23 protein-coding genes and 2 tRNA genes are annotated in these 26,091 nt (G+C 40.7%); 14 read left to right on the top strand and 11 right to left on the bottom strand.

Annotated features, from left to right (window positions below):
- Window positions 1-131 precede the first annotated feature (131 nt).
- Window positions 132-2,456, bottom strand: a complete 2,325-nt coding sequence (rho, locus tag CJF29_RS16545) for a transcription termination factor Rho (RefSeq protein ID WP_099147214.1) — start codon at window positions 2,454-2,456, stop codon at window positions 132-134.
- A 236-nt stretch (window positions 2,457-2,692) separates the two neighbouring features.
- Here rho and CJF29_RS16540 point away from each other — a divergent pair, with 236 nt between their 5' ends.
- Window positions 2,693-3,529 carry a 4Fe-4S binding protein gene (locus tag CJF29_RS16540; protein WP_176553164.1) on the top strand — a complete coding sequence of 279 codons (837 nt, stop codon included), beginning with the start codon at window positions 2,693-2,695 and terminating at the stop codon, window positions 3,527-3,529.
- Here CJF29_RS16540 and tilS read toward each other — a convergent pair.
- Complete coding sequence (tilS, locus tag CJF29_RS16535; protein ID WP_099147212.1) at window positions 3,514-4,794, bottom strand: tRNA lysidine(34) synthetase TilS; 1,281 nt, start codon at window positions 4,792-4,794, stop codon at window positions 3,514-3,516. The genes CJF29_RS16540 and tilS overlap by 16 nt on opposite strands.
- Window positions 4,795-4,939: 145 nt before the next feature.
- Between tilS and feoB the strand changes: the two genes are divergently transcribed.
- The 6 genes from feoB to CJF29_RS16505 all read left to right on the top strand — a co-directional run bounded on the left by feoB (window position 4,940) and on the right by CJF29_RS16505 (window position 12,718).
- Complete coding sequence (gene feoB / locus CJF29_RS16530; RefSeq protein ID WP_004311369.1) at window positions 4,940-7,426, top strand: ferrous iron transport protein B; 2,487 nt, start codon at window positions 4,940-4,942, stop codon at window positions 7,424-7,426.
- Window positions 7,423-7,638, top strand: a complete 216-nt coding sequence (locus CJF29_RS16525) for a hypothetical protein (protein ID WP_004300786.1) — start codon at window positions 7,423-7,425, stop codon at window positions 7,636-7,638. Before feoB ends, CJF29_RS16525 begins: the two co-directional genes overlap by 4 nt.
- A gap of 51 nt (window positions 7,639-7,689) precedes the next feature.
- Window positions 7,690-7,761, top strand: a tRNA-Cys gene (locus tag CJF29_RS16520).
- Between the two features lie 220 nt (window positions 7,762-7,981).
- Entirely contained in the window at window positions 7,982-8,575 is a 594-nt protein-coding gene (locus CJF29_RS16515; RefSeq protein WP_008648786.1) for a hypothetical protein, read from the top strand.
- A 200-nt stretch (window positions 8,576-8,775) separates the two neighbouring features.
- Window positions 8,776-11,799, top strand: a complete 3,024-nt coding sequence (locus CJF29_RS16510) for a PAS domain-containing protein (RefSeq protein WP_022200197.1) — start codon at window positions 8,776-8,778, stop codon at window positions 11,797-11,799.
- Between the two features lie 40 nt (window positions 11,800-11,839).
- Complete coding sequence (locus tag CJF29_RS16505) at window positions 11,840-12,718, top strand: DMT family transporter (protein WP_022200196.1); 879 nt, start codon at window positions 11,840-11,842, stop codon at window positions 12,716-12,718.
- Between the two features lie 59 nt (window positions 12,719-12,777).
- Here the strand turns inward: CJF29_RS16505 and CJF29_RS16500 are convergent.
- A tRNA-Thr gene (locus CJF29_RS16500) sits at window positions 12,778-12,851 on the bottom strand.
- Window positions 12,852-12,945: 94 nt separating this feature from the next.
- On the opposite strand from CJF29_RS16500, the gene CJF29_RS16495 reads away from it, so the two are divergent.
- The gene (locus tag CJF29_RS16495; protein ID WP_004300781.1) at window positions 12,946-13,548 is read left to right on the top strand and encodes a TlpA family protein disulfide reductase; all 603 of its coding nucleotides are present in this window, start codon (window positions 12,946-12,948) and stop codon (window positions 13,546-13,548) included.
- 144 nt (window positions 13,549-13,692) lie between these two features.
- On the opposite strand, the gene CJF29_RS16490 is transcribed toward CJF29_RS16495, so the two are convergent.
- On the bottom strand, window positions 13,693-14,424 hold the full coding sequence (locus CJF29_RS16490; protein WP_099147211.1) for a class I SAM-dependent methyltransferase: 732 nt from the start codon (window positions 14,422-14,424) through the stop codon (window positions 13,693-13,695).
- 95 nt (window positions 14,425-14,519) lie between these two features.
- Here CJF29_RS16490 and CJF29_RS16485 point away from each other — a divergent pair, with 95 nt between their 5' ends.
- Window positions 14,520-14,705, top strand: a complete 186-nt coding sequence (locus tag CJF29_RS16485) for a hypothetical protein (protein ID WP_004300779.1) — start codon at window positions 14,520-14,522, stop codon at window positions 14,703-14,705.
- Window positions 14,706-14,923: 218 nt separating this feature from the next.
- Here the strand turns inward: CJF29_RS16485 and CJF29_RS16480 are convergent, their stop codons facing one another.
- The 6 genes from CJF29_RS16480 to CJF29_RS16455 form a co-directional block, all read right to left on the bottom strand.
- On the bottom strand, window positions 14,924-15,301 hold the full coding sequence (locus CJF29_RS16480) for a VOC family protein (RefSeq protein WP_022200194.1): 378 nt from the start codon (window positions 15,299-15,301) through the stop codon (window positions 14,924-14,926).
- A 14-nt stretch (window positions 15,302-15,315) separates the two neighbouring features.
- Window positions 15,316-16,461 (bottom strand): DUF4468 domain-containing protein, encoded by a 1,146-nt coding sequence (locus CJF29_RS16475; RefSeq protein WP_099147210.1) that lies wholly within the window; start codon window positions 16,459-16,461, stop codon window positions 15,316-15,318.
- A 13-nt stretch (window positions 16,462-16,474) separates the two neighbouring features.
- Window positions 16,475-17,206, bottom strand: a complete 732-nt coding sequence (locus CJF29_RS16470) for an MBL fold metallo-hydrolase (RefSeq protein ID WP_022200192.1) — start codon at window positions 17,204-17,206, stop codon at window positions 16,475-16,477.
- Window positions 17,207-17,273: 67 nt separating this feature from the next.
- On the bottom strand, window positions 17,274-17,921 hold the full coding sequence (gene pdxH, locus CJF29_RS16465) for a pyridoxamine 5'-phosphate oxidase (protein WP_004300774.1): 648 nt from the start codon (window positions 17,919-17,921) through the stop codon (window positions 17,274-17,276).
- 43 nt (window positions 17,922-17,964) lie between these two features.
- The gene (locus CJF29_RS16460) at window positions 17,965-18,669 is read right to left on the bottom strand and encodes a pirin family protein (protein WP_099147209.1); all 705 of its coding nucleotides are present in this window, start codon (window positions 18,667-18,669) and stop codon (window positions 17,965-17,967) included.
- A 63-nt stretch (window positions 18,670-18,732) separates the two neighbouring features.
- On the bottom strand, window positions 18,733-19,734 hold the full coding sequence (locus tag CJF29_RS16455; protein WP_099147208.1) for a 2-hydroxyacid dehydrogenase: 1,002 nt from the start codon (window positions 19,732-19,734) through the stop codon (window positions 18,733-18,735).
- 208 nt (window positions 19,735-19,942) lie between these two features.
- On the opposite strand from CJF29_RS16455, the gene CJF29_RS16450 reads away from it, so the two are divergent.
- Window positions 19,943-21,388: an OmpP1/FadL family transporter gene (locus tag CJF29_RS16450; RefSeq protein ID WP_008648779.1), complete on the top strand. Its 1,446-nt coding sequence runs from the start codon at window positions 19,943-19,945 to the stop codon at window positions 21,386-21,388.
- 83 nt (window positions 21,389-21,471) lie between these two features.
- Here the strand turns inward: CJF29_RS16450 and CJF29_RS16445 are convergent, their stop codons facing one another.
- On the bottom strand, window positions 21,472-22,761 hold the full coding sequence (locus CJF29_RS16445) for a DcaP family trimeric outer membrane transporter (RefSeq protein WP_004321443.1): 1,290 nt from the start codon (window positions 22,759-22,761) through the stop codon (window positions 21,472-21,474).
- Between the two features lie 163 nt (window positions 22,762-22,924).
- Between CJF29_RS16445 and CJF29_RS16440 the strand changes: the two genes are divergently transcribed.
- The 4 genes from CJF29_RS16440 (at window position 22,925) to queF (ending at window position 26,055) form a co-directional block, all read left to right on the top strand.
- Window positions 22,925-23,431: an RNA polymerase sigma factor gene (locus CJF29_RS16440; RefSeq protein WP_004300768.1), complete on the top strand. Its 507-nt coding sequence runs from the start codon at window positions 22,925-22,927 to the stop codon at window positions 23,429-23,431.
- 239 nt (window positions 23,432-23,670) lie between these two features.
- Window positions 23,671-24,351: a queuosine precursor transporter gene (locus CJF29_RS16435; RefSeq protein ID WP_004321442.1), complete on the top strand. Its 681-nt coding sequence runs from the start codon at window positions 23,671-23,673 to the stop codon at window positions 24,349-24,351.
- An 8-nt stretch (window positions 24,352-24,359) separates the two neighbouring features.
- Complete coding sequence (gene queC / locus CJF29_RS16430) at window positions 24,360-25,019, top strand: 7-cyano-7-deazaguanine synthase QueC (RefSeq protein WP_004300765.1); 660 nt, start codon at window positions 24,360-24,362, stop codon at window positions 25,017-25,019.
- A 580-nt stretch (window positions 25,020-25,599) separates the two neighbouring features.
- The gene (gene queF, locus CJF29_RS16425; RefSeq protein WP_004304260.1) at window positions 25,600-26,055 is read left to right on the top strand and encodes a preQ(1) synthase; all 456 of its coding nucleotides are present in this window, start codon (window positions 25,600-25,602) and stop codon (window positions 26,053-26,055) included.
- Window positions 26,056-26,091 lie beyond the last annotated feature (36 nt).

Raw genomic sequence — 26,091 nt, 5'->3', positions numbered from 1 at the left:
GGGAGTTGAATGATAAGTGATAAACGGCAGGTGATAAGTCATAAAATGGGTTACAGAAAAAGAAAACGGTGAATAAACTGCACTTGTTATGGCGCAGTTTGTTCACCGTTTATTTATAAGTTTGCTGTTGATTAGCTGTTCATGCTCATCAGGAATTCGTCGTTGTCTCTGGTTTTTTCCAGACGGTCTTTAACGAAGTCCATTGCTTCGATCGGATTCATGTCGGCAAGATATTTGCGTAATATCCACATGCGGTCAAGAGTTGTTTTATCAAGCAACAGGTCGTCGCGACGAGTGCTGGATGCAGTAATGTTGACTGCCGGGAAGATGCGTTTGTTTGACAGGTTGCGGTCGAGCTGCAACTCCATGTTACCTGTACCCTTGAATTCTTCGAAGATAACTTCGTCCATTTTAGAACCGGTATCGATCAATGCGGTAGCAATAATAGTCAGTGAACCACCGTTTTCAATATTACGGGCAGCACCGAAGAAGCGTTTAGGTTTATGAAGTGCATTTGCATCCACACCACCGGAAAGAACTTTACCGGATGCAGGAGATACTGTATTGTATGCACGAGCCAGACGAGTGATAGAATCAAGGAAGATAACTACGTCGTGACCACATTCTACCAGACGTTTTGCCTTTTCCAATACGATACCTGCAATTTTTACGTGGCGTTCTGCCGGTTCGTCGAAAGTAGAAGCGATTACTTCTGCATTAACGCTGCGTGCCATGTCTGTTACTTCTTCCGGGCGTTCGTCAATCAGCAACATAATCATGTAAACTTCCGGGTGGTTGGCTGCGATAGCGTTGGCGATATCTTTCATTAAGATGGTCTTACCTGTCTTTGGTTGGGCAACAATCAATGCACGTTGGCCTTTACCGATAGGAGCGAAAAGATCGACGACACGGGCAGACATAGAGTCTGAATAACCGCCTTTGCAAAGTTTGAACTTTTCATCCGGGAAGAGAGGTGTCAGATGTTCGAAAGGAACACGGTCGCGAACGAAAGCTGCGTCACGTCCGTTGATCTTCGAAACCTTTACCAATGGGAAATATTTTTCTCCTTCTTTGGGTGGACGGATAACTCCTTCTACTACATCACCGGTTTTCAGACCAAATAGTTTGATTTGAGACTGTGATACATAAATATCGTCCGGAGAAGAGAGGTAGTTATAGTCGGAAGAACGGAGGAATCCGTATCCGTCCTGCATAATTTCCAAAACACCTACTCCGTTGAGAATATCGTCGAATTCATAAGGCTTTTCGCGCTCAATAACCTTGCGTTCCTGCTGCTGTTGTACCGGAAGGTTCTCACCCGCATTGTTCTGCTGAGCGGCACGTGGCATCGGTAAGCGTTGTTGGTTTTGGTTCTGGTTCTGATTCGGGTTCTGATTTTGATTTTGATTTGGGTTCTGAACCTGATTCTGGTTATTGTTGTTACGCTGGAAATTATTATTGTTGCTATTGTTGTTATTGGCGTTATTGCCATTGTTGTTAGCATTATTGTTGCCGTTGTTATTGTCGCGTGAGCGAACAATACGCGGACGTTGCTGCTGGGACTGCTGCTGTTGAGATTGTTGTTGCTGTTGAGGATGAGATGGTTGTTCCGGTGCTGTCTGTGCTGATTCTGTTTTAGTAGCTTCGAATTTTCCGAATAATTCGGTAGGAAGCTCTATTTTTTCAGAAGGCAGATCTTCGATTGGAATAAAATCATCGTCGTCAACGCTGGATAAGATATTGCTTTCCTCGTCGATAACGGGTGCAGCTTTCTTTTGTGGTTTATCTATCACCTTTTTCTCTACAACAGGTTTGTTAGGTTCAGTAGCCGGTTTATTTGTTTCTGCAACAGGCTTATTTGCTTCTGCAGCTGGTTTGTTTTTTGCTTTCTTCTCAGCTGTTTGCTGTTGTACCGGAGCTGGCTTTTCCGTAGTACCAGTAGCTTTCTCTGCAACAACAGGTTTAGGTTCCACTACTTTGGGTGCTGCCGGTTTTGCATTTTCTACTTCTTTTTTCTCTTCTGCGTCAGAGCTCTTACGAGGACGGCCTACTTTACGCTTGGGAGTAGCAGTGTTTTCTGCTTTAGCTTCTACAACAACAGTTTCTTTTTCTTTGTTTGTACTTTCTTCTTTCTTGGAAGGTTGTGGTGTAGCTTTTACAGGAGCGGTCTCTTTTGTCTTGTTAGCCTCTCCACTCTTTGTTGCGGAAACCACTTTGTCTTCTTTTTTGGTAGGAGCTACCCGTGAACGCTTTTTCTTTTGTTCTTCATTTTTGCGTTCTTCTTTTAGCTTATCTGCGGCAACTTTCTTTGTAGCTCCTACAATGGCCTGTTCATCGAGTATTTTATAAACAAGGTCTTCTTTTTTGTATGAGTCTGCTTTTTTTATGCCTAACTCTTTGGCAATAACTTGAAGTTCCGACAGATTTTTGTCGTTTAATTGGATAATGTTATACATATAGTATGGTAAGTTATTAATATTTCTTTTTTTGCTGAATTATGGACAGCATTACTACAGCTCATGGCTACAGATATGCGAGCATACGTTTTGTTTTTTATTCTGAATTAGGGATGTATATGTTGAATCGTAGAATGTTTCAACGGGGCAAAGATAATAATTTTTTTTGGTTTCATGAACAATCAAACATTTTTTTCCACGTAAAAGTGTATCTTTGCTACATAAAAGAAAATAGTATGACAGTAAATGAAGCTCATTTAATTTATTTTTCGCCTACACACACATCTAAACAAGTTGCGGAGGCGATTGTTCACGGGACGGGCATAAAAAATATTTTTCCTATTAATGTAACGCAGCAGATTGCGGATGAAATTGTGATTCCTACATCTTCTTTGGCTATTATTGTAGTGCCTGTGTATGGAGGACATGTCGCTCCTTTGGCAATGGAACGTTTGCAGTATATCCGTGGAGTGGATACTCCTACCGTTTTGGTAGTGGTTTACGGAAATCGCGCTTATGAAAAAGCTTTAATGGAACTGGATGCTTTTGCTATTCCTCACGGATTTAAAGTAATTGCCGGGGCAACTTTTATTGGAGAACATTCATATAGTACCGACAAATACCCGATTGCAGTGGGATGTCCTGATGAATCGGATTTAGCCTTTGCTGCGGAGTTTGGGAAGAAAATCATGGAAAAAATACAGACAGCTGATAGTATGGATACCCTTTATCCGGTGGATGTACGTGCTATCAAACGTCCGAGTCAACCATTCTTTCCCTTGTTCCGTTTTTTGAGGAAAGTCATCAAGTTACGTAAAAGTGGTACACCGCTTCCCCGCGTTCCTTGGGTGGAAGATGAGGATTTGTGTACCCATTGCGGGTTATGTGTGGTCCGTTGTCCGGCAGGGGCTATAACGAAAGGGGACGAGCTACATACGGATGAGGCTAAATGTATCAAATGTTGCGCTTGTGTAAAAGCTTGCGTTAGGAAAGCAAGGGTGTATGAAACTCCTTTTGCAGCTTTGTTATCAGATTGCTTCAAGAAACAGAAGTTGCCTCAGACTATTTTGTAAATCACGACGCGCTTAGTCGTTTCATCAATACGAAAGCGGTTGTCTGTTCGTTCGCCTATCAGCCATGCGATGTGTTCTCCACAGCAGAGTACCCATTGGCGTTCTTTTTGGCTGATAGAAAATTTGCGGTCGGTCAGATAATCGCTTATTTTTTTCTTTCCTTTCATTCCAAAAGGAATAAAAGTGTCTCCCGGCTGCCATTTTCGGTAATGAATTTCTCCATTCAGTTTGTCGGCATCAAAACAGGCAATTTCCTTTTCACATGGAATGAGAAAATCCGGGGTGTATTCTTTTTCTTCTTTGATAATTTGAAAAGGAGGAAGAGTCTCATTTTCAGATTCAACTGTTTCTATTAATAGGAATTCTCTGTCTTTTATCACTCTCCATTCTTTGCTACAGAATTGCTTGCCCGGTTGGCTATGAAGCGAATGGGCGATATCTTTGATTTGTGCGGAATTGAATCCTAGAGGATGCAGGACTTCGAATAAGATGGCTTCGGGTGCCGGTTCCTTTACTAAATCACTGATTCGGATACCTTCTGCTGTAATGACTTTCTTTTTAGTTTCCTCTATACATTTATTATATATAGTAGCTACATCATTCAGATAATTACTCGTATCTGTCAGAGTGTTTTTGACTGACGGATTAATTTCCTGCATGAGGGGAAGGAGGTTGAGCCGAATTTTATTGCGGGTATATTCGTCTTCCAGATTGGTGCTGTCTGTCACATAATCTTGTCCGATGTTTTGCAGGTAACGAATTATTTCTTCGCGGTTGATACAAAGCAGAGGGCGTACGATGGCTCCATTGCGGGGGCGGATTCCTAACAGACCGGTAATTCCTGTTCCCCGAATCAGGTTAAGTAGTATAGTTTCTATGCTATCATCCTGGTGATGGGCCACAGCGACAACATCTGCCTGACATTCTTTTCTAATTTTCTCGAACCATTGGTAGCGGAGTTCCCGTGCGGCCATTTCAATCGAAATATGTTTTTCTGTTGCATATTGGGTCGTGTTGAAATCAATGGTATGTAAATGGATTTCCATTCTTTCGCAAAGTTGGCGGACAAATAACTCGTCCCGGTCTGACTCTTTGCCTCGCAGGTGGAAATTACAATGTGCGGCTTCGCAATGATAGCCTGCTGTATGCAGAATATATAGTAATGCCACCGAGTCGGCACCACCACTCAATGCGACCAGGATTTTATCATCTGGTGAGAATAAATGTTCCTTTTCTATATATTTTGTAACGCGTTGTTGTATCATACCTGCAAAGATACGAGTTTATCAATAAGTTTTTTTATTTTTTCTGAATCTTTTAGAGGATGAAAAAAGCTGCTATTTAAAAACATTCTAAATAATTTGCATGCTCCGAAGTTATGAATTATCTTTGCCAAAAATTTTGAGAGTTATGCGTTTGTCCGAATTAAAAACAGGAGAAAAAGGTGTTATTGTAAAGGTATTGGGGCACGGTGGTTTTCGTAAACGTATTGTGGAGATGGGCTTCATTAAAGGTAAAACGGTTGAAGTGCTGTTGAATGCTCCGCTAAAAGATCCCATAAAATATAAAGTTTTAGGTTATGAAATTTCTCTTCGTCGTCAGGAAGCTGAAATGATCGAAGTTATCAGCGAAGAGGAAGCAAAAAAACTGGCCGAGAAGACTGTTTATCATGAAGGATTGCCTGAAGACCTTTCAGTAAAAGAAGAAGATATGAAACGGTTGGCGTTAGGTAAACGCCGTACCATCAATGTTGCTTTGGTCGGAAACCCGAACAGTGGCAAGACTTCTTTATTTAATCTTGCATCCGGTGCTCATGAGCATGTTGGAAACTACAGCGGCGTAACCGTGGATGCCAAAGAAGGTTATTTTGATTTCGAAGGTTATCATTTCCGTATTGTCGATTTGCCGGGAACTTATTCTTTGTCTGCTTATACGCCGGAAGAAATCTATGTCCGTCGTCATATTATCGATGAAACTCCGGACGTGATTATTAATGTAGTCGATTCCTCTAATCTGGAGCGAAACTTATATCTGACTACTCAATTGATAGATATGAATGTCCGCATGGTGGTAGCTCTGAATATTTATGATGAGTTGGAAGCCAGTGGAAATACATTGGATTATCATCTGTTGAGTAAGTTGTTCGGGGTGCCGATGTTGCCTACTGTCAGTAAGAAAAATCGTGGATTGGATACCTTGTTTCATGTTGTTATCAATCTGTATGAAGGAGTAGACTTCTTTGATAAACAGGGAAATATGAATCCGGAAGTTCTTAAGGATTTGACCGAATGGCATGATTCTCTGGAAGATCGTAAGAACCACGAGGAAGAGCATTTGGAAGATTATGTACGTGAACATAAAAAGACGGGGCGTGTCTTCCGGCATATTCATATCAATCATGGTCCTGATATCGAAAAAGCGATTGAAGCTGTAAAAAGTGAAGTGTCCAAAAACGAATTTATCCGTCATAAATATTCTACCCGTTTCCTATCCATTAAATTGTTGGAGAATGATCCTGACATTGAGCGCATTGTGCGGACATTACCAAATGCGGATGAGATATTCCATGTCCGTGATAAGATGTCGAAGCGTGTTCAGGACACAATGAATGAGGATTGTGAATCGGCTATTACGGATGCTAAATATGGATTTATCAGTGGTGCACTGAAGGAGACATTCACAGATAATCACTTGGAGCAGGCGCAGACAACAAAAGTGCTGGATTCGATCGTAACTCACCGTGTCTGGGGATTTCCTATTTTCTTCCTTTTTATGTATCTGATGTTTGAGGGTACGTTTGTCATTGGAGAATATCCGATGATGGGGATTGAATGGCTTGTCGAGCAGATTGGTGACTTGTTACGCAATAATATGGCGGAAGGTCCATTTAAAGATTTGCTGATTGATGGAATTATTGGTGGGGTAGGAGCGGTTATTGTCTTTTTGCCGAATATCTTGATTTTGTATTTCTGCATTTCTCTTATGGAAGATTCGGGTTATATGGCTCGTGCAGCTTTTATCATGGATAAAATCATGCATAAAATGGGATTGCACGGAAAATCATTCATTCCTTTGATTATGGGATTTGGATGCAATGTACCTGCTATTATAGCTTCCCGTACTATTGAGAACCGGAAGAGCCGTCTTATTACAATGTTGGTAAATCCTTTGATGTCTTGCAGTGCGCGTCTGCCAATTTATTTATTGTTGGTGGGTGCTTTCTTCCCGAACAATGCAAGTCTGGTGTTGTTAAGTATTTATGTGATTGGTATTGTACTGGCTGTGGTAATGGCCCGCTTGTTTAGCAAGTTTCTGGTGAAGGGTGATGATACTCCATTTGTGATGGAACTTCCACCTTACCGGATGCCGACAGCAAAATCGATCTTCCGTCACACATGGGAAAAGGGAGCGCAGTATTTGAAAAAGATGGGAGGCATTATTATGATTGCTTCTATTATAATCTGGTTCTTGGGGTATTATCCGAATCATGATGCTTATGAAACAGTTGCCGAGCAGCAGGAAAATTCTTATATCGGCCAGTTGGGACGTGGTATAGAGCCAGTTATAAAACCACTGGGATTTGATTGGAAACTAGGTATTGGCTTGCTTTCCGGTGTGGGAGCGAAAGAATTGGTAGTAAGTACATTAGGTGTCTTATATGCAGATGATCCGGATGCTGATTCAGTAAGTTTGGCAGAACGAATTCCGATTACTCCATTGGTTGCTTTCTGTTATATGTTGTTTGTATTGATTTACTTCCCGTGTATTGCGGCGATAGCGGCTATAAAACAGGAATCGGGTAGTTGGAAATGGGCGCTTTTTGCTGCTTGTTACACAACGGGATTGGCTTGGCTTGTATCATTTGCTGTTTATCAGATTGGAGGATTGTTTGTATGAATAATTGGCAAGATTGGGTAGTCGGAGTACTGGTTGTACTCTGCATTGCCCGCGTCATATATGGAATATTTCGTTTTTTTCGTCGTACGCGAGAAAATCAGAATCCTTGTGACAGCTGTGTAAGTGGCTGTGAACTAAAGGATATGATGGACAAGAAACGCGGAGAGTGCGATGTAAAGAAAAAAAGTACAAAGAAAAATTGCTGCGGATAGTTGGTAGTTTCAAAATTTGTACTACCTTTGCAACCGCAAACGAGAAATAATGGTTCCTTGGATGAGTGGCTTAGTCAGCGGTCTGCAAAACCGTGTACGGCGGTTCGAATCCGCCAGGAACCTCAAGTAACACTTTGAATTCCTTGAAAGTCAAGTACTTTCAAGGAATTTCTTTTTTGGGGGACCATTCTGGGGACCAATTAGGTAGTATATTATGGATATACCGTTACTGCATGCGCTAATCCTTTTTATTTTAGGTTTTTCCCTACTGACAATTATGGAATTCACTTATTAATTCTGATTTTCCTGCGTTACTTTTGTTCTAAACCAAAAGAAAAACGCCATGAAAAAGATTTTATTTATCCTGTTTGTTGCCCAGTTTATTTTGGCTCCTTATATAATAAAGGGCTATGGTGCAAATCTTGTTGAAGATAATTATGAGTATTCGGGAGTTGACCAAGGGAGAGAGACTGTTGAAAAGGATATTTTAGGTAATATCATTATCCGTGATGATAATGGTAATAGAAAGACTATTGAAAAGGATATCTTAGGGAATATCATCATTCGTGATGATAAAGGCAATAGAAAGACTATTGAAAAGGATATTTTGGGGAACATCATTATCCGTGATGATAGAGGCAATAGAAAGACTATTGAAGAAGATATTCTAGGAAATACCATTATCCGGGACGATAAGGGTAATAGAAAAACTATAGAGAAAGATATTCTGGGAAATACTATTATTCGCGATGACAAAGGTAATAGAAAGACGATTACAAAAGATATCTTTGGGAATACTATTATCGAGGATGATAAGGGGAATAGAACAACTATTAAAAAAGATATTTTTGGAAACGAAATAATTGAATATGGTAACGGTCATGGGAAAATTATTAAAAAGGATATTTTTGGAAATACAGTCATTGAGGAGTATTAAAATGTACTTTTTAAAATGATAATATATGGGATGTCATTTGAGATAGGGGTTATTCACAATATCGTGGATAGCCCCTTATTGTATGTTATAACCTGGCAATAATATTTTCGCTATAAAATCATATTATAATCGTAAAAGTGTATATATTTGCATAGTGCGGAGATAAAATATTTATTTCTAAGTTATTCAAGGATAAAGAAATGGAACACAAACAATTACTAACTGTATTTAATTCACTTCCTGTTGGAATAGGTTTCTTCACAGCCGATGGCACTCTGGTAAGATGCAATGAAAGCTTCTGCCGAATTTTTGGCGCTGACTCGCAAACGCTTCTTGGTAATAAACTCAACATAAATGAAAATTCTGTGGTTCCTGACGTGGTGAAGGAAGCAGTTCGTCGTTGTGTTCCGGTACAGATGAGTTTTTTGTATGATTTCGATAAACAGAGAACCGATAAACGCTTTTTCTCTACGCGTACCCGGACCTGCTATTTGAAATGTAATGGTAATCCTCTTTATGACAATGATGGCAAGTTTGTTAATTACATTTTTATCTTTGAAGATATTACAGAAACGGTGAAAAGTGAAGAGGTACTCCGTCAAAGTCGCCGGAAAACGGAGCTTGCTATGAAGGCAGCCAACATCATGTTTTGGGAATTTGATGCAGTGGCCAAATTATTTTATAGTGATAATGAACCGCTGAATGGATACGATCAGTCTAAGCCAGTTAGTATGGCACTATATCTGGAGACTTTGCATCCGGATGACCGTAGTCAGGTTACTGAAGTAATGGAAAGAATGAGCAATGGGGAAGATTTTTCTTTTTCTTTTGATAGCAGGGTTATGTTACCGGATAGCTCAACCTGGCAATTTTGTACGATAAGCGGTGCTCCTTATGAATTTGATTCTAATAAGAAGGTATTGAAATATGTTGGTACCCGAAAGAATAATACGGAGGTGCAGAAAAAGGAGCAGTTCTTCTATAATATATTAAATAATCTTCCGTTATCTGTTCATATCAAAGATGTAGAGAATGATTTCCGCTATGTTTTTTGCAATGAAGAGAGTAAGCTCATGTTTGGTACCAGCGAAGATAAAACTACTTATGATGTGCTGAGTGAAGAAGAAGTAGAGCGTATTCAGAAGACTGATTTAGAGGTATACAATACTGGGAACCCTTATTTCGGCATGGAACGTATTATACTGAAGGATGGACGCAGCTATGATACTATTGTTCGCAAAAGTATAATTGAAGATGATGGCAAACGCTTTCTGTTAAATACCCGCTGGGATCAGAGTTTACAAAATGAACTGAAGCGTCGTGCACAGCTGTTAACTGTCACTATGGAAGCGATGAATGCCTTCACCTGGTTTTTTGAGCCGGCTAAGAACAGGGTGAGTTTCGGTGAAGGTTTTGATAAAAATGGGAAAAAGGCATCAGAAATTAATTCGGTCGAGAAATATCTGACTCTCGTACATCCTGATGACCGACAAAAGTTTGCTGAAACTTTGCAAAAGGCGGTAGAACTAGGAAGCGGTGTATGGGATGTGGAATATCGCATTGACTTTAAAGGAGATGGCATGTATCAATGGTGGGAAACGCGTGGCCTTGTTGAAACCACAACTTTGAACGATGCTCCTTATAAGTATTTGTTCGGTATGACGCAAAATATCGATTCCTATAAACAGACTGAATTGACCTTACTAAAGAATAAAGAAATACAGGACGCTTTGGTACGACAGAATGAACTGGTTCTTAACAATACGAATTCAGGGTTGGCCTACATCACGAAGGAATATATGGTTCAATGGGAAAATATTTCGTTATGTTCAAAAAGTCTTTCTTTTGAAGCCTACAAAAAAGGTGAACTTTGCTATAAAAGTACATATAATCGTACTTCTCCCTGTGAAAATTGTGTGATGCAACGTGCTTTTGTTTCATTACAGACGGAACAGATGAAGTTTTCGTTGGACAGTGCGCATACCGTTGAAGTGTTTGCCACTCCCGTAGTTCTTGAAGATGGATCTGTGGATGGTGTTGTAATTCGCGTGGATGATGTAACGGAGCGTGAAAAAATGATTAAGGAATTGCAGGAAGCCAAACATCAGGCAGAGCAGTCTGATAAATTGAAATCTGCGTTCCTGGCGAATATGAGTCATGAAATCCGTACTCCCTTGAATGCTATTGTAGGTTTTTCGGAGTTGATGGCTTATGCCGGAGAAGAAGAAAAGGCGGACTATATCCAGATTATTAATAGTAATAATGAGTTATTGCTAAAACTGATAAATGATATACTTGATTTATCCAAGCTGGAAGCCGGTTCGGTAGAACTGAAATACGAACCGTTCGACTTATCCGAACATTTTGAAAACATGTTTACTTCCATGAAGCAGCGCCTGAAGAATCCAGATATCGTGTTAACTGAAATCAATCCTTATCACTGTTGTCGGGTAACTCTGGACCGTAATCGCGTGGCACAAATTATAACGAATTATGTCACTAATGCTATCAAATATACTTCAAAAGGTTCTATTAAAATGGGATATGCATGTAAGGATGGAGGCGTCTATTTTTATGTGAAAGATACCGGTATTGGTATAGCTGATGATAAAAAAGGAAAAGTATTCCAGCGTTTTGAGAAACTTGATGAGTTTGCCCAAGGTACCGGACTTGGACTTTCTATTTGCAAGGCAATTGCAGAAGCTATGGGAGGTAAAGTCGGCTTTGAATCGGTACACAATGAAGGATCGCTGTTTTGGGCATTTTTACCTTGTGAAGTCGATACACTTTCTATGGTAGAAGAGAAGAAAGAAGAGAATATCTCCGGAGGAGAGTTTGGTGCGAATGACGAAGTGATGGAGAAGAGTGCCGGTCGGAAAACAATTCTCATAGCTGAAGATATACAAAGTAATTATCAGCTGGTGTCTACTATCCTGAAGGATCATTATGATTTACTGCATGCGGAGAATGGGCAAAAGGCAGTGGAAATAGCGCGTAGCCAACATGTCGATTTGTTGTTGATGGATATGAAAATGCCTGTACTGGATGGATTGAAGGCTACAGCTGAAATACGTAAGTTTAATGCTAGCTTACCTATCGTCGCACTTACCGCCCATGCTTTCGATTCTGACCGGATTGCTGCAATAAAGGTCGGCTGTAATGAATATCTGGTTAAGCCGCTTGAAAAAATGAAATTAATGGTGGCATTAAAGAAATATTTATAATCTTTGCATTGTGAATATCTGGAATTAGTTGAATATATCGATGAATCGTATTAAAGGTATACTTTATGCGGCGGTATCCTCCTCCACTTTTGGGCTGGCTCCGTTTTTTTCTATAACTCTGTTGTTAGCTGGTTTTTCGGCTTTCGAGGTGCTTTCTTATCGTTGGGGAGTGGCTGCTATTGTATTGACACTGTTTGGATGGTGTTCGGGATGTAATTTCCGGCTGGCAAAGAAAGATTTGTTAGTCGTTTTTTTATTAAGTTTGTTGCGGGCAACCACCTCATTCAGTTTGCTCATTGCCTATCAGAATATAGCCACGGGGGTAGCATCGACTATTCATTTTATGTATCCGTTGGCTGTATCATTGGCAATGATGTTTTTCTTTCATGAAAAGAAATCTCTTTTGGTGATGCTTGCTGTTTTAATGTCTTTGTTTGGTGCTGCTTTACTGTCATCGGGAGAGTTGGAGGCGAAAAGTGGTGATACAATAGTAGGATTGGTGGCGGCTTGTATTTCTGTCTTTTCTTACGGAGGATACATCATTGGGGTTCGAACAACACGAGCCGCTCAAATCAATTCCACTGTACTGACATGTTATGTTATGGGGATGGGAGCTGTTTTCTATCTGATAGGAGCTATGGCAACTTCCGGGCTTCATCTGGTGACAGACGGTTATATATGGCTGATTATTTTAGGACTTGCATTGCCGGCTACGGCTATTTCCAATATAACTTTGGTACGGGCAATTAAGTATGCGGGACCTACACTGACTTCTATTTTAGGTGCGATGGAACCACTGACAGCCGTTGTGATCGGTGTCTTTGTTTTTAAAGAACTGTTTACCCTGAATAGTGCTATTGGAATTCTTTTGATTTTGTTGGCTGTGGGTATGGTAGTATTTCGTAAGCAAAAATCTTAAAGAAGATATTAATAAAAAATGCTGCTTATCTGATGTGATAAACAGCATTCATTCTGGAGAGCCTCTTGTCGGATTCGAACCAACGACCCCGAGATTACAAATCACGTGCTCTGGCCAACTGAGCTAAAGAGGCGTTTTTCTTTTGCGGGTGCAAAGGTATGAATTTCTTTTAAAAATGCAAATACATCGCATACTTTTTTTATATTTGCAAAGTTACCAATGATTAGATGAAAATGAAAATTATGAATGTATGTAGTGTGGCGCTTTTAGCCATAGGTATATGGGCTTGTTCCGGACAGAAGAAAGGAACGGCGAATGTTGAAGTTGCAACAGATAGTGTAGAAGTAACTGCGGATGCAAAATCAGTTCAGGCAGATAGTACAGGATATATTGTTCGGGTAGGAGAGATGGCTCCGGATTTCACAATTACCTTGACAGATGGGAAGCAAGTGAGTTTATCTTCCCTTCGTGGTAAAGTTGTCATGTTGCAGTTCACTGCAAGCTGGTGTGGGGTTTGCCGTAAAGAAATGCCGTTTATCGAGAAGGATATTTGGTTGAAGCATAAAAATAATGCAGACTTTGCTCTGATTGGCATTGACCGTGACGAACCGCTTGACAAAGTACTGGCTTTTGCAAAATCTACCGGAGTCACTTATCCGTTAGGACTGGATCCGGGAGCTGATATCTTTGCGAAGTATGCATTACGTGAATCTGGAATAACGAGAAACGTGTTGATTGATAAGGAAGGGAAAATTGTAAAGCTGACTCGTTTATATAATGAGGAAGAGTTTGCTTCTCTTGTGCAGGCAATTAATGAAATGCTGAAATAAAAGAGAGCCTTCATCAGATGTTTCCAACGGAACATATATGAGTATATAAAAATAGTAACGCTATCCTGATGTGATGGCGTTACTATTTTGGTTATATAGTGACGCTATCCGGAGTGTATACCGTCACTATATGAAGATGCATTTTCAAGCAATGCTAAGTTTGACCAGGTAATCGTAATGCTTTCCTTCTTTTATCAATTCTGCCTTAAAACCACATTCGGAAGCATATAAGCTAAGAGTCTGGAAATCTACATATAACCAGTCGAATGTGTCTCCTTTTACATCTTTATATTGCATTTGGAAGTCGATCTCTCCGTAGTAATCTCCGGCCAGATCGATGACTATGCTACCGTCTTCCTCTTCAAAAAGATAACGCAAATCACTGGAATCCATAAATATGCATCCACCGGGGTGGAGAATACGTTTCATCCGTTGGAAAAATTCGGGCATATTATTCAGCCGTCCGATGATTCCGGAACCATTCATGAGCATTAGGATTGTATCGAATGTTTCGGAAAATGTTTCATCAAAAAGGTTGATGAGGCGGGGATCGTTCACTCCACGTTGTTTCATTACTTCGACAGATAAAGGAGAAATATCAATGGCGCATACGTCTTTTCCCATTTCCTGAAGTGCCAGCGCATGGCAACCACTTCCGGCACCTACATCCAAAATCCGTCCAGTAGCCATTTGCAGGGCGGTACGCTCTAGTATAGGCATAGACTGTATACGACGAAACAGTTCTTTGACGGGAATTTCATCTTCTTCGAATTGAGAAGAAAATACCCGCAAACGATCAGCTCTGTGATGATTAAAATAATCAGAAATAGCGGTTCCCATCGGGTCCTTTTCTGCAGAAAGAGTTGTTGTTGCCATTGGTGGTTACGATTGTTAACTCTGCAAAGATAAATAAATCCGCAGAAAAGGGTTATCTTTGCCGTCGGAAATGTTGAATACTAATCAATGATTATATGAGTATAGAAGAAGCAATCATGGGTGGAATCGTCTTTAAAGGTAAGAAAGATAAGCCCAAAGAAGAGGAAAAGGTGAAAACGAAAGCGAAAAAAGCGACGTATATTCGTGGACAACATGGTTCGGGTGCAGCGAAGATGAAAGCAGATATCCGGAAGAAAAGAGCTAGCCGACATAAAAAATAAAGGCTGTAGCAATAAACGGATCATCAATCCGGTTGCCTTTTAATCATTGAGGAGTGGCTTTTTTCTGATTAAGCAACTGGCAAGGTGGTGTTTATTTTCGGATACATATTTATAGTATTTGTTGTTTTAGGTATATATACTATGTGTTTGATAGATCATATATTCTACATAAAAAGTGGGGGCAGGATAATTATCCTGCCCCCACTTTTTATATAAAATCACTTCTGTGGGAGTATTTCAATCCAGTAATCATCCGGGTCATTAATGAAATAAAGCCCCATGGCAGTGTTCTCAAAACATACACAATTCATTTCTTTGTGATAGGCCCTGATTGCATCGTAATCACCGGCTACACGAAAACATAGGTGACTTTCGTTTTCCCCCAGTTCGTATGGAGCAATATGATCTTTGAGCCATGTCAATTCCAATAGGAAACCTGTTTCATTATCTGTCAGGTAAACTAGTGTGAATGAACCGTCGGATGCTTCTTTCCGATGATGTTCTTTTAAGCCGAGTGCTTTCTCATAAAAAGCGATACTCCGCTCCAGATTTGTAACGTTGATATTAAAATGGTCAAATTTACTTTTTATTTCCATTGTTGCAATTTTCCTTATTTTTTCATTAAGAGTTTCACAATTTCTCCAACATAGGTACGGGGTTGTCCGGCTTGCGGAGTTGTCTGTGAAGGCATTTTCTTACATTCGATAACAGCTGAAGGAGTTGTCTGGTTCGGGGCATACAATTTCAGTGTATAGCTGTCTGCCTTTTCTATTGCCTCATAAGGTTGGGCGGGTGAAAGTGTGCAATATGCAACAGCTTTTCCTGATTGATAACCTAATGCACCACCTGCATTTGCAGTCATATTGGTCATGTTGAACTCATCTTTTCCAATACTGATTACTAATTTACCACTTCCCATTAAGGCATATACTTCGCCCGGAATTTGTTTCAAATCAATTTCTGTATAACCCGGCATATCTGTGGAAGCTTTGCCTACTGGAGTAGCAGGAGTGAGAGTCGCAGCAGGAACTGTAGTTTGAACGGGTTCGGCGGTCGTCACTTTAATATCAGTCTTTTTATCTGTGCCACCAATGATAATCGGGCCTGCGGCTGCAACGATTGATGGAGTTTGTTGCTCTTCTTCTTTCTTCTTTTTCTCTGTCTTCGGACGAGTATCAGGTGCTCCGAAAGCTACTGCTACATCCATAAACATATCATCTGCGAAGTCTACAGTTTTTCTACGCCATTTAGCCAGGCCGCGCACTAATTTGGTCTTTGCTTTATTGAGCGCATATTTATCAGTAATCCATTCTTCCGCTTTGTATTTCTCTGTTTCGCGATAAGTGAAACGGATTTTCTCAAGCTCTACTAGGCAGTTGCCGGGTTTACAGGTAACGGTAATCTGATAGTTGACCAGTGTACGGTCTAATGACAGAGCACTGGAACTGAAAACAATCCATTCTTCTCCAACACCGGCAATTGTTCCCTTTGCTTCGTCAGAGAAAACAATGCGGCTATCAATATTTTTATTTTCTTTCAGACGTTCGTCCATCCACTTTGTCATTGTGTCGTAGATTTGTGCCTGACTCATTCCGGGAATCTGGAACTCTTTGGAAAATACTACTTTACCATCTACTTCAGGAACAGCTCCTACAAGGTACCTGGTGTCGTCTTTCTTCTCTTTTGCAGAATCTGCCTTCATCGCCATCGGCAATGCAAGGAACAGGGTAAGAAACAGAATCGTAAATTTATTCATAATTATCATGTGTTTATTTGGTAATCTCAAAACTTTCGCCCCGATGGGTGATGCTGATAAAACGGCATCCGGCATTTTCAGCAAAACTACGAAGCGCATTTCCCCCCTCATAATCTTCACTGAAGTGCATGGGCACAAATATAGTAGTTTTTATTTGTTCGATGAACTGTTTTGCCCCTTTCATGTAATCTTTTCCCATTCTTCGATCCACCGGGAATAGTACTAAATCGATGTTTGGCGCTTTTTCTTTTAAATATTTAACTTCTGCAAGGAAATCACCATTGGCTTTTCGGATCTCTTCTTCAGTAGATTCCTCACTCCAATGCCAGTTGTTCAAGTCGCCGGCATGGAAAATACTCCAATCTTGCAGGTGAAGCAGGAACGAACTGCCGACATCCGTTGAGCCGAAAGCATCGATACGAATTGTCTCGTCTTCGTATGTTTCTCCTTTTTTAATATAGAAAGCATCTTCGGCTTTGGCACGATGGGATTTCAAGATATCTTTGGAGAAAATATATTGAATGTCGGGGCGTTGTTTTTTCCAGGTCAATATCTCACGGTTAAAGTGGTCGGGATGGAAATGGGTGGCCAATACATATAGTTTACCCGGCCTTTGCAGGAGATAATCATGTACGATTCCCCGGTTATGTTCCGTTTCGGAAGAATCTTTGTAGTAATCGATGATAACGGTTACACCTTCCATTTCGATGGCGAAACCGCTGTGATAAATATAATCCAGTGTCATAAGCTGACTATTTTATAATTGCAATATTACGTATTCTAGTTGGAGTTGCCAAGAAAAATCGACGAAATCAAGGAGCAAGACGACTGATTTTCCATTCCCCGTCCGGTTGCAGGGTATATAGAAAACGGTCATGCAGACGGTTGGGGCGTCCTTGCCAGAATTCAATCCTTGTAGGGGTAACGGCATATCCGCCCCAATTATCGGGCCTCTCCACTTCTTTTCCGATCCACCGGGCTGCCTCCCTGACAAAAGACCGTATTAATTGCATTCGGCTTGTTATAGGTTGACTTTGGGGAGAAATTCGTGCACCGACCCGACTTTTATAAGGACGTTTCCGGAAATATTCATCCGATTCTTCCGGAGGAACTTTCGTCGCTATTCCCTCTATATGTATTTGTCTTTCGAGGGCGTGCCACACAAAAGAGAGGGAGATATACGGATTTTGTGCCAATTGCCTGCCTTTACGGCTTTCATAATTGGTATAGAAGACAAATTTTCCATCATGGAGCCCTTTTAATAATACGGTACGCGTGGACGGTCTCCCTTCAGGGGATACGGTTCCTACAATGACAGCAGTTGGTTCATCCACCTCTGCGTCAATTGCTTCTTGTAGCCAACGGTTGAAAAGCGAAAGCGGGTCGCCCGGAAGTTCATTTTCCCGCAACCCGCCTTTCGTATATTCCTGTCGGATATCTGCTATGTTTAATTTCGCCATAAGATTATCTGGCAGTTTTAGTTCTTAATTTCTAATGATGGAATCACATAGGTACTTCTATTAATAGAATATGTGAATCTTTCAGTGTCTCCAGTTCGAAACTGTTGGTATCGTAAACACCCATACCGTCCCGGCGTTTCAACACTTCGCCATCTACTACAATTTCTCCTTCAATGAGGAAAATATAGACGCCTGCATGACTTTGATGCATGTGATAACCCAGTTTCTTTCCGGCTTCTACTTTACCGATTGAGAACCAGGTGTCTTGCAAAAGGGAAGCAGGTGTACTGCCGTCAGGAGATACGATGACTGCCAGTTCATTCGGACGTTCCAACTCTGTGATACTGAAATCCTGATAAACGGGACGGGTGTTCCGTTCTCTTGGCATAATCCAGATTTGCAGGAATGCTACCGGTTCTACAGGGCTTGCATTCACTTCACTGTGGAAGATTCCCGTTCCGGCACTCATTGTCTGAATTTCTCCAACAGTAATGATGCGGCTGTTCTTCTTGCTGTCTCCATGTTGCAGATGTCCTTTCAGAGGGATGGAGATGATTTCCATATTCTTATGCGGGTGAGTCTGAAAACCTTCTCCGGGTGCAACTTTGTCATCATTCAATACGCGAAGGGCACCAAAGTTGATACGATTGGAGTCGAAGTATTCGTCAAAACTAAAAGTATGGTAACTATCCAACCAATCATACTGGGAATGTCCTCTTGTATCTGCTTTATGTATTACTTTTTTCATAAAATCTGTCCTTTCTCTTATTTGTTTATATGTTTTGTAAACAAAGAAAGGAGCTTAAAAGTTTTATTTCTTCACTTCATTTAGCAAAGGCTTATGATTGATAAAATCTTTTATGTTTTGCAGGGTGGTCACCGCAATATTCTCCATCGCTTCATGTGTGAAAAAAGCTTGATGAGAAGTGACTATCACATTGTTGAATGAAAGTAAGCGGGCGAGTACATCATCGTCGATGATGCGGTCGGATTGATCTTCATAAAAGTATTCGCTTTCTTCCTCATATACGTCCAGTCCTGCGGAACCTATTTTCTTGTTCTTCAACCCTTCAATCAATGCATTGGTATGAATCAGCTGTCCACGGCCGGTATTGATAATCATAACTCCGTCTTTCATTTTGCTGATAGAGTAGTCGTTAATCAGATACTTGGTCGCTTCGGTGAGCGGGCAATGCAAAGAGATGATATCCGAATTGTGATATAGTTCGTCCAGTGAAGTATAAACTATTTGTTCTTCACAGGCGAAGTTATGGTCCGGATAGAGGTCGTAAGCCAATATGTTCATTCCAAACCCTTTTAAGATGTGAATCAGTATTTTCGCGATTTTTCCTGTACCGATGATGCCTGCTGTTTTTCCGTGCATATCGAATCCCATCAGACCGTGCAGGGAGAAATTACCATCTTTGGTACGCCAGGAAGCACGGGGAATTTTCCGGTTTAGCGATAGCATAAGAGCTACGGTGTACTCTGCAACGGCATAAGGAGAGTAGGCAGGAACCCGTACTACGGTAATTCCGGCAGCGGCGGCAGCATCTAAATCTACATTATTAAATCCGGCACAGCGTAGTGCCAATAGTTTTACTCCGTTGGCTGCCATCACACGGATTACTTCTGCGTCGGCAACGTCGTTCACAAAGATGCAGACAGCATCCACTCCTTGTGTCAGTAGTACGTTGTTCTTATTCAGATGCCCTTTGTAGTAGCGTATCTCAAACCCGAACTCTTTGTTTTTGTCATTGAAAGAGGACTCATCATAAGGCTTTGTGCCGAAAAATGCAATTGTATAGGCCATAATATTATTCTATAAATTATATAATATTAAACGTTGGAACAGGTGAATTTGTTTAATCAATCCATCATTCGAAAAACAGATTGTTTCATTAGAAACAGTTTGATTTTTCAATTAAAATGGCGGATAAATGAAAATAAGTGCACAAATATGTGCTCCCTGTGCAATATTGTTATATCTTTGCGCCGAAATAATTTTAAAAAAGATTTAGATGAGAAAAATTTCGTTGATTGGTCTTGCAATGTTGATCGTTTCAATTCCAACTTTTGCCGGAGATTATCTAACCAATACGAATCAGAATGCTGCTTTCTTACGCATGATAGCCCGCGGCGCTTCCATCGATGTTGATGGAGTTTATAGTAATCCTGCCGGACTGGCATTTCTTCCCAAAGATGGTCTTCAAGTAGCACTTACTATTCAAAGTGCATATCAGACCCGTGATATTGCTGCAACAAGTCCTTTATGGACCATGGACGGACAGACTACTGTGCGTAATTATGAAGGGACGGCTTCTGCTCCCGTTATTCCTTCCATACATGCTGTCTATAAAAAAGGTGATTGGGCGTTTTCCGGTAGCTTTGCCATTGTAGGTGGTGGTGGAAAAGCTTCTTTCAACACAGGATTGCCTATGTTTGATGCGGCTGCTATTAGTTTGGCAAATTCTGCGAGTGGAGGGATGCTGAAACCTAATATGTACAATATTAATTCGGCTATGGAAGGTCGTCAGTACATCTATGGTTTTCAGTTAGGAGCAAGTTATAAGATTAATGAACACTTCTCTGTTTTTGCTGGTGCGCGTATGAATTATTTTACTGGTGGATATAAGGGGCACTTAAATATTAGTCTGAAAGAGGGTGTAGCTCAACAGTTGGGTGCTGCTATAGTACAACAAATCATGGCTGCTAATCCTGGTATGAGTTTGGAACAAGCAACTCTGGCAGCTCAGGCACAATCGGGTCCTTTGCTTCAAAAACTGGATGATACAAAGATTGAGCTTGATTGTGACCAGACAGGTTGGGGATTGACGCCTATTATCGGTGTAGATGCTAAATTCGGAAAGTTGAATTTGGCAGCGAAGTACGAATTTAAGGCTAATATGAATATTGAAAATGATACGCATACGCGTGAGTTTCCGGATGCAGCTGCGGATTTTATGGCACCTTATGCGAATGGTGTGAACACGCCGAGCGACCTTCCTTCTATGCTTTCTGTAGCAGCAAGTTATGAATTTTTGCCATCGTTGAGAGCGTCGGTAGAATACCATTTCTTTGATGATAAGAATGCCGGTATGGCGGATGGCAAACAGAAGACACTGAAACATGGTACACACGAGTACTTGGCCGGTGTTGAATGGGATATCAATAAACTGTTCACAGTCAGTGGAGGTTATCAGAAAACAGACTACGGATTGAGCGATGCTTTTCAATCAGATACAAGTTTCTCTTGTGATTCTTATTCTGTAGGTTTCGGAGGTCGCATTAATTTCACACAGGCATTGAGCCTTGATGTTGCTTATTTTTGGACTACATACAGTGATTATACCAAAGAAAATCCACGACGGGGTGGTTTGCCTGAATCAATGGCATCATTAGTAGATAAAGACGTTTATAGCCGTACCAATAAAGTATTTGGCGTTAGCGTGAACTACAAGTTCTAAATTTCTAATCCTTTATATGTATAGAAAAGCCGTCTCGGACATGATGTTGAGACGGCTTTTTTGTTTTACTGTTCTATGTTTATTTAGAAAGAATACTGTACCAGCATATTCAACCGGTTAGCGTGACGAGTTGCGGAACTGAAATCAGTGCGCCATCCTCTTAAATATTCAACACCGACTTGCAGGTTACTGCTTACATTCCAGAAAGCATTAGCTACCAGGTATTGTCCTTTGCGATAGGATTCCGGATTTTCACTTGGATATCCGTTTTCAGAATAAAGTCTGGATAAACTATATGTACCGGATATAAAGATGCTCGGACAAAGGTTGTATTGCAACCCTGCATACCATCCCAGCATTGGGAGAACCTGCATTTTTCCCTCATTATCAGGATCGGGAACGATATCTACGTTCAGATTACTTAAATCGTTCAGGTAAGATCCGATACCTTTTCCATAATTAAACTGTCCGAATGCCTGTAATTTCTTCGTAATATTGAAGGTTGTAGATGCTTGCAGACCGAAGCCGGTGGCGGAATAGGCTTTCTCATGTACATTACTTGAGTAGGTCATACTACGGACAATGGCACCTAATTTAACGTGACTGCTACTATTCCAGTTATACTGTACGGAAGTGGCAAAGTCCGGCATTCGTTGGGTGTTGATAGACAAGTCATTGTTGGTTGTACCGTCTACTGAAGGCATTTCCATCGAAACACCGAATTTCCAGTTTTTCAACTTATCGCACATATAGCTCAATTGCGTAGTGCGGTAAAAGGCTGATCCGTTAGGACCTGCAAAGTCGATGGTAGGAGGCAGTGCGGAGAGGTCCATGAACGAACCGTAGCTGTATCCGATCGTGAAACCGAGGAATTGCGCATAAGCATTCTGCAATTCAAAGGTTTTTCCGTCACCCCGGAAGTTTCCGGCTGTGTAGACAACGAAGTCTCCCAGATGTTTCGTACGTCCTACCAGTTTGAGGAATAGGGTAGAAGTGGTGATGTCCATCTGGAATTGATTCTTGGCAAAATTGCCGCTTCCGCGTTGTGGAATCAATGCCGGATAGAAATCGACATCATTTACGATACCGTTAAAGTCATACTCTGCTGTTGCACGAACATATCCTCCGATACCCAGGGCAAATTTCCCTTTCTGGTCGGTTAGCAGGAAACGGGGAGCATTCGGGTCGTGGAAACGCATCTGCGAACGGTCGTTCATGATTCGGATGATTTCATCTCCTGCTTTGTTTTTCGAAACAAACATGATAGAATTCGGTTCTTCATCTTCGATGACTACCTTCTGTTGTGCATAGGCACAGAGGGGGAAAATTCCTATCCCCAGTAGCATAGCTACCATTTTAAAGCTTGTTTTCATTATCAGTTAAGTTTTAGGTGAATGCCCAATGAACAACTAAAAAAAGAAATGGTTGAGAGGGGCAAAGGAAAAATTGCCAAACTAATCGGAAGAATTGCTATTTATAATGATTCTAAAAAAACGGACCTTTGTATCGTACTAATTAGATAAAGGAAATACGACGATGGAAAAAGTTGATTTTACTCAAGGAATATTAGCGATACAACCGGATTTGCATCGCTTCGCATATAAATTGACGGCAGACCGCGAATCTGCTAATGATTTGGTTCAGGATTGTTTGTTGCAGGCATTAGATAATCAGGAGAAGTTTACGTATAGCAAAAATCTGAAGGGATGGATGTATACGCTTATGCGTAATATTTTCGTGAACAACTACCGTCGCACAGTTCGTGAAATGAACCTGATTGATGATAGTTACTCCATCAATCAACAACATCTGATAGAAGATGAAGATGCTGATAGATTCGAGTTTACGTATGATATGAAACAGTTGTACCGGGTGATACATTCCATACCGGAAGAGATGAAAGTGCCTTTTCAGATGTTTGTAGCCGGATTTAAGTATAGAGAAATTGCCGAAAAATTAGGATTGCCGATGGGAACGGTAAAGAGCCGTTTGTTTTTCATCCGTAAGCGGTTGAAAGAGGAATTGAAAGACTTCTCCTCTTGATGCGGATGCCTGATTGAGTGATGTGTTTTTAAGGTCAAAGTGATGAGCCTTCCTGTCAGAATACGACGACTGACAGGGAGGCTTATTTTTTCTTCAATTATCGGGAAGACAGATTCTGGTAAGATGAATGTGATAATTCCAGTTTTATTTTTTACCTTTGCACTCCGAAAGAATAAAAAATGTATGATGCCGTGAATAGCGGTCGTGTATTCTAGAACACCACGTAAAAAACAGGAATTATGAAAGAAAAAGTATCTGTACCCTTTATGCTGCTGGGCATTCTGTTTAATGTCTGTCTCATTGCAGCCAATCTTCTTGAAACAAAAGTAATTCAGGTAGGTAGTCTGACCGTGACAGCCGGATTATTGGTTTTTCCTATTTCTTATATTATTAATGATTGTATCGCCGAGGTTTGGGGATTCAAGAAAGCGCGGCTCATCATTTGGAGCGGTTTTGCCATGAACTTCTTCGTGGTTGCTCTTGGGTTGATAGCTGTTGCCATTCCGGCTGCTCCTTTCTGGGAGGGCGAGGAACATTTCAATTTTGTGTTCGGTATGGCTCCCCGTATTGTGGCTGCCAGTCTGATGGCTTTTCTGGTAGGCTCATTTCTCAATGCGTATGTGATGAGTAAGATGAAAGTAGCCAGTCAGGGGCGTAACTTTTCGGCCCGTGCCATCTGGTCGACTGTTGTAGGTGAGACTGCCGATTCATTGATTTTTTTCCCGGTAGCTTTTGGTGGAGTTATTGCCTGGAAAGAACTGCTTATCATGATGGGGATTCAGATTGTGCTGAAATCCATGTATGAAGTTATTATCCTTCCGGTGACAATTCGTGTGGTGAAAGCAATCAAGAAAATAGACGGTAGCGATGTTTACGACACCAATATCTCTTATAATGTATTGAAAGTCAAAGATATTTAATATAGAATATGAATAGAGAAGCAGCATTGGTTGTGTTTAGTGGTGGGCAGGATTCTACCACTTGTTTGTTTTGGGCAAAACGCAACTTTAAGAAAGTATATGCCTTGAGTTTTCTTTATGGTCAGAAGCATCAGAAAGAAGTGGAGCTTGCACGGGAGATAGCCCGGAAAGCGGAAGTGGAATTTGATGTGATGGATGTTTCCTTTATCGGACAGTTAGGTCATAATTCATTGACCGATACTACGATGGTGATGGATCAGGAAAAACCTGCAGATAGCGTTCCTAATACCTTTGTTCCGGGACGTAATCTGTTTTTTCTAAGTATCGCAGCAGTATATGCCCGTGAACGTGGTATTAATCATTTGGTAACGGGAGTTTCTCAAACAGATTTCAGCGGTTATCCCGATTGCCGTGATGCCTTTATCAAATCTCTTAATGTAACTCTCAATCTGGCTATGGATGAACAATTTGTGATTCATACCCCTTTGATGTGGATTGATAAGGCAGAAACATGGGCATTGGCCGACGAACTGGGGGTATTGGAACTGATTCGCACCGAGACTTTGACCTGTTATAATGGCGTTCAGGGAGATGGTTGCGGACATTGCCCGGCTTGTACATTGCGTCGGGAAGGATTGGAAAAGTATTTAAAAAGTAAGAATCAATAATATCTCTACATAGAGATTAAAATGCGTTTTTTTGCTGTCATCTGTCACATTGTTGTAGATAAATGTTTGATTATAAGATTTCTAGTTTGTGACAGCAAGTAGTGACAGCAGCTAAATTTGACATTTTGCCGTCACATCTATTGTCACCGGTAAGTTCTAATTAATAAATGATAGTAGTTTCTGTCCGGAATGTATTGGCTTAGATTAGTTTCAACAGCTTGAAACTGTTGTTTCATCAGTGAGAAACTAAAGTTTCAACGGTAGGAAACTAAAGTTTCTAACGCTTGAAACTATAAGTTCCAAGACTTGAAACAGTTTGTTCCAAGTAATGAAACACTTTGTTTCAAGGCGGGAAACACATTGTTTCAGGCAATGAAACACACCGTAACAAGTAAGATGAGGAGAAAGCAAACGTAGGATAAGAGTTGATGGTGATAGGTGATAGATGCGGTGATAGGTTATAAAATGAATCCTTCACCACTAAAACCTTGATGAATAAGGCGTTTGAGGCAGGACGGTGATAGGTGAAAGAAGAAATGCGTTTTTTTGTTTAGAGTAGAGGTTGTAGTTAATGAGTGCAATGACAGAATTAAAAGACCAACTTTCCTTATTAGGAAGAAAAACCGAGTATAAACAAGATTATGCTCCTGAAGTACTGGAAGCCTTTGATAATAAGCATCCTGAAAATGATTACTGGGTACGTTTCAACTGCCCGGAGTTCACAAGTCTGTGTCCTATTACCGGACAGCCGGACTTTGCCGAAATACGTATCAGCTACATTCCTGATATAAAAATGGTAGAAAGTAAGAGTTTGAAACTCTATCTTTTCAGTTTCCGCAGTCATGGAGCCTTTCATGAAGATTGTGTGAATATCATAATGAAAGATCTTATCCGATTGATGAATCCCAAATACATAGAAGTAACGGGAATATTTACTCCTCGTGGTGGTATTTCCATTTATCCGTATGCCAATTATGGTCGTCCGGGAACAAAGTTCGAACAGATGGCAGAACATCGTTTGATGAATCGGGAATAATATAAATAAAAGAATTCATTAGCTAAAAAGATCGAA

Source organism: Bacteroides celer, assembly GCF_002632415.2.
Taxonomy (GTDB): domain Bacteria; phylum Bacteroidota; class Bacteroidia; order Bacteroidales; family Bacteroidaceae; genus Bacteroides.
The sequence above is the reverse complement of the archived record's forward strand: the minus strand, read 5'-3'. Positions and strand labels throughout refer to the sequence as shown.

Coding starts and splice junctions, on each gene's coding strand:
- CJF29_RS16510 (WP_022200197.1), top strand. CDS start 8,776: ATGGAACACAAACAATTACTAACTGTATTTAATTCACTTCCTGTTGGA.
- CJF29_RS16450 (WP_008648779.1), top strand. CDS start 19,943: ATGAGAAAAATTTCGTTGATTGGTCTTGCAATGTTGATCGTTTCAATT.
- CJF29_RS16475 (WP_099147210.1), bottom strand. CDS start 16,461: ATGAATAAATTTACGATTCTGTTTCTTACCCTGTTCCTTGCATTGCCG.
- CJF29_RS16460 (WP_099147209.1), bottom strand. CDS start 18,669: ATGAAAAAAGTAATACATAAAGCAGATACAAGAGGACATTCCCAGTAT.
- CJF29_RS16435 (WP_004321442.1), top strand. CDS start 23,671: ATGAAAGAAAAAGTATCTGTACCCTTTATGCTGCTGGGCATTCTGTTT.
- queF (WP_004304260.1), top strand. CDS start 25,600: ATGACAGAATTAAAAGACCAACTTTCCTTATTAGGAAGAAAAACCGAG.
- CJF29_RS16490 (WP_099147211.1), bottom strand. CDS start 14,424: ATGGCAACAACAACTCTTTCTGCAGAAAAGGACCCGATGGGAACCGCT.
- CJF29_RS16485 (WP_004300779.1), top strand. CDS start 14,520: ATGAGTATAGAAGAAGCAATCATGGGTGGAATCGTCTTTAAAGGTAAG.
- pdxH (WP_004300774.1), bottom strand. CDS start 17,921: ATGGCGAAATTAAACATAGCAGATATCCGACAGGAATATACGAAAGGC.
- queC (WP_004300765.1), top strand. CDS start 24,360: ATGAATAGAGAAGCAGCATTGGTTGTGTTTAGTGGTGGGCAGGATTCT.
- CJF29_RS16540 (WP_176553164.1), top strand. CDS start 2,693: ATGACAGTAAATGAAGCTCATTTAATTTATTTTTCGCCTACACACACA.
- CJF29_RS16505 (WP_022200196.1), top strand. CDS start 11,840: ATGAATCGTATTAAAGGTATACTTTATGCGGCGGTATCCTCCTCCACT.
- feoB (WP_004311369.1), top strand. CDS start 4,940: ATGCGTTTGTCCGAATTAAAAACAGGAGAAAAAGGTGTTATTGTAAAG.
- CJF29_RS16455 (WP_099147208.1), bottom strand. CDS start 19,734: ATGGCCTATACAATTGCATTTTTCGGCACAAAGCCTTATGATGAGTCC.
- CJF29_RS16480 (WP_022200194.1), bottom strand. CDS start 15,301: ATGGAAATAAAAAGTAAATTTGACCATTTTAATATCAACGTTACAAAT.
- CJF29_RS16470 (WP_022200192.1), bottom strand. CDS start 17,206: ATGACACTGGATTATATTTATCACAGCGGTTTCGCCATCGAAATGGAA.
- tilS (WP_099147212.1), bottom strand. CDS start 4,794: ATGATACAACAACGCGTTACAAAATATATAGAAAAGGAACATTTATTC.
- rho (WP_099147214.1), bottom strand. CDS start 2,456: ATGTATAACATTATCCAATTAAACGACAAAAATCTGTCGGAACTTCAA.
- CJF29_RS16525 (WP_004300786.1), top strand. CDS start 7,423: ATGAATAATTGGCAAGATTGGGTAGTCGGAGTACTGGTTGTACTCTGC.
- CJF29_RS16495 (WP_004300781.1), top strand. CDS start 12,946: ATGAAAATGAAAATTATGAATGTATGTAGTGTGGCGCTTTTAGCCATA.
- CJF29_RS16440 (WP_004300768.1), top strand. CDS start 22,925: ATGGAAAAAGTTGATTTTACTCAAGGAATATTAGCGATACAACCGGAT.
- CJF29_RS16515 (WP_008648786.1), top strand. CDS start 7,982: ATGAAAAAGATTTTATTTATCCTGTTTGTTGCCCAGTTTATTTTGGCT.
- CJF29_RS16445 (WP_004321443.1), bottom strand. CDS start 22,761: ATGAAAACAAGCTTTAAAATGGTAGCTATGCTACTGGGGATAGGAATT.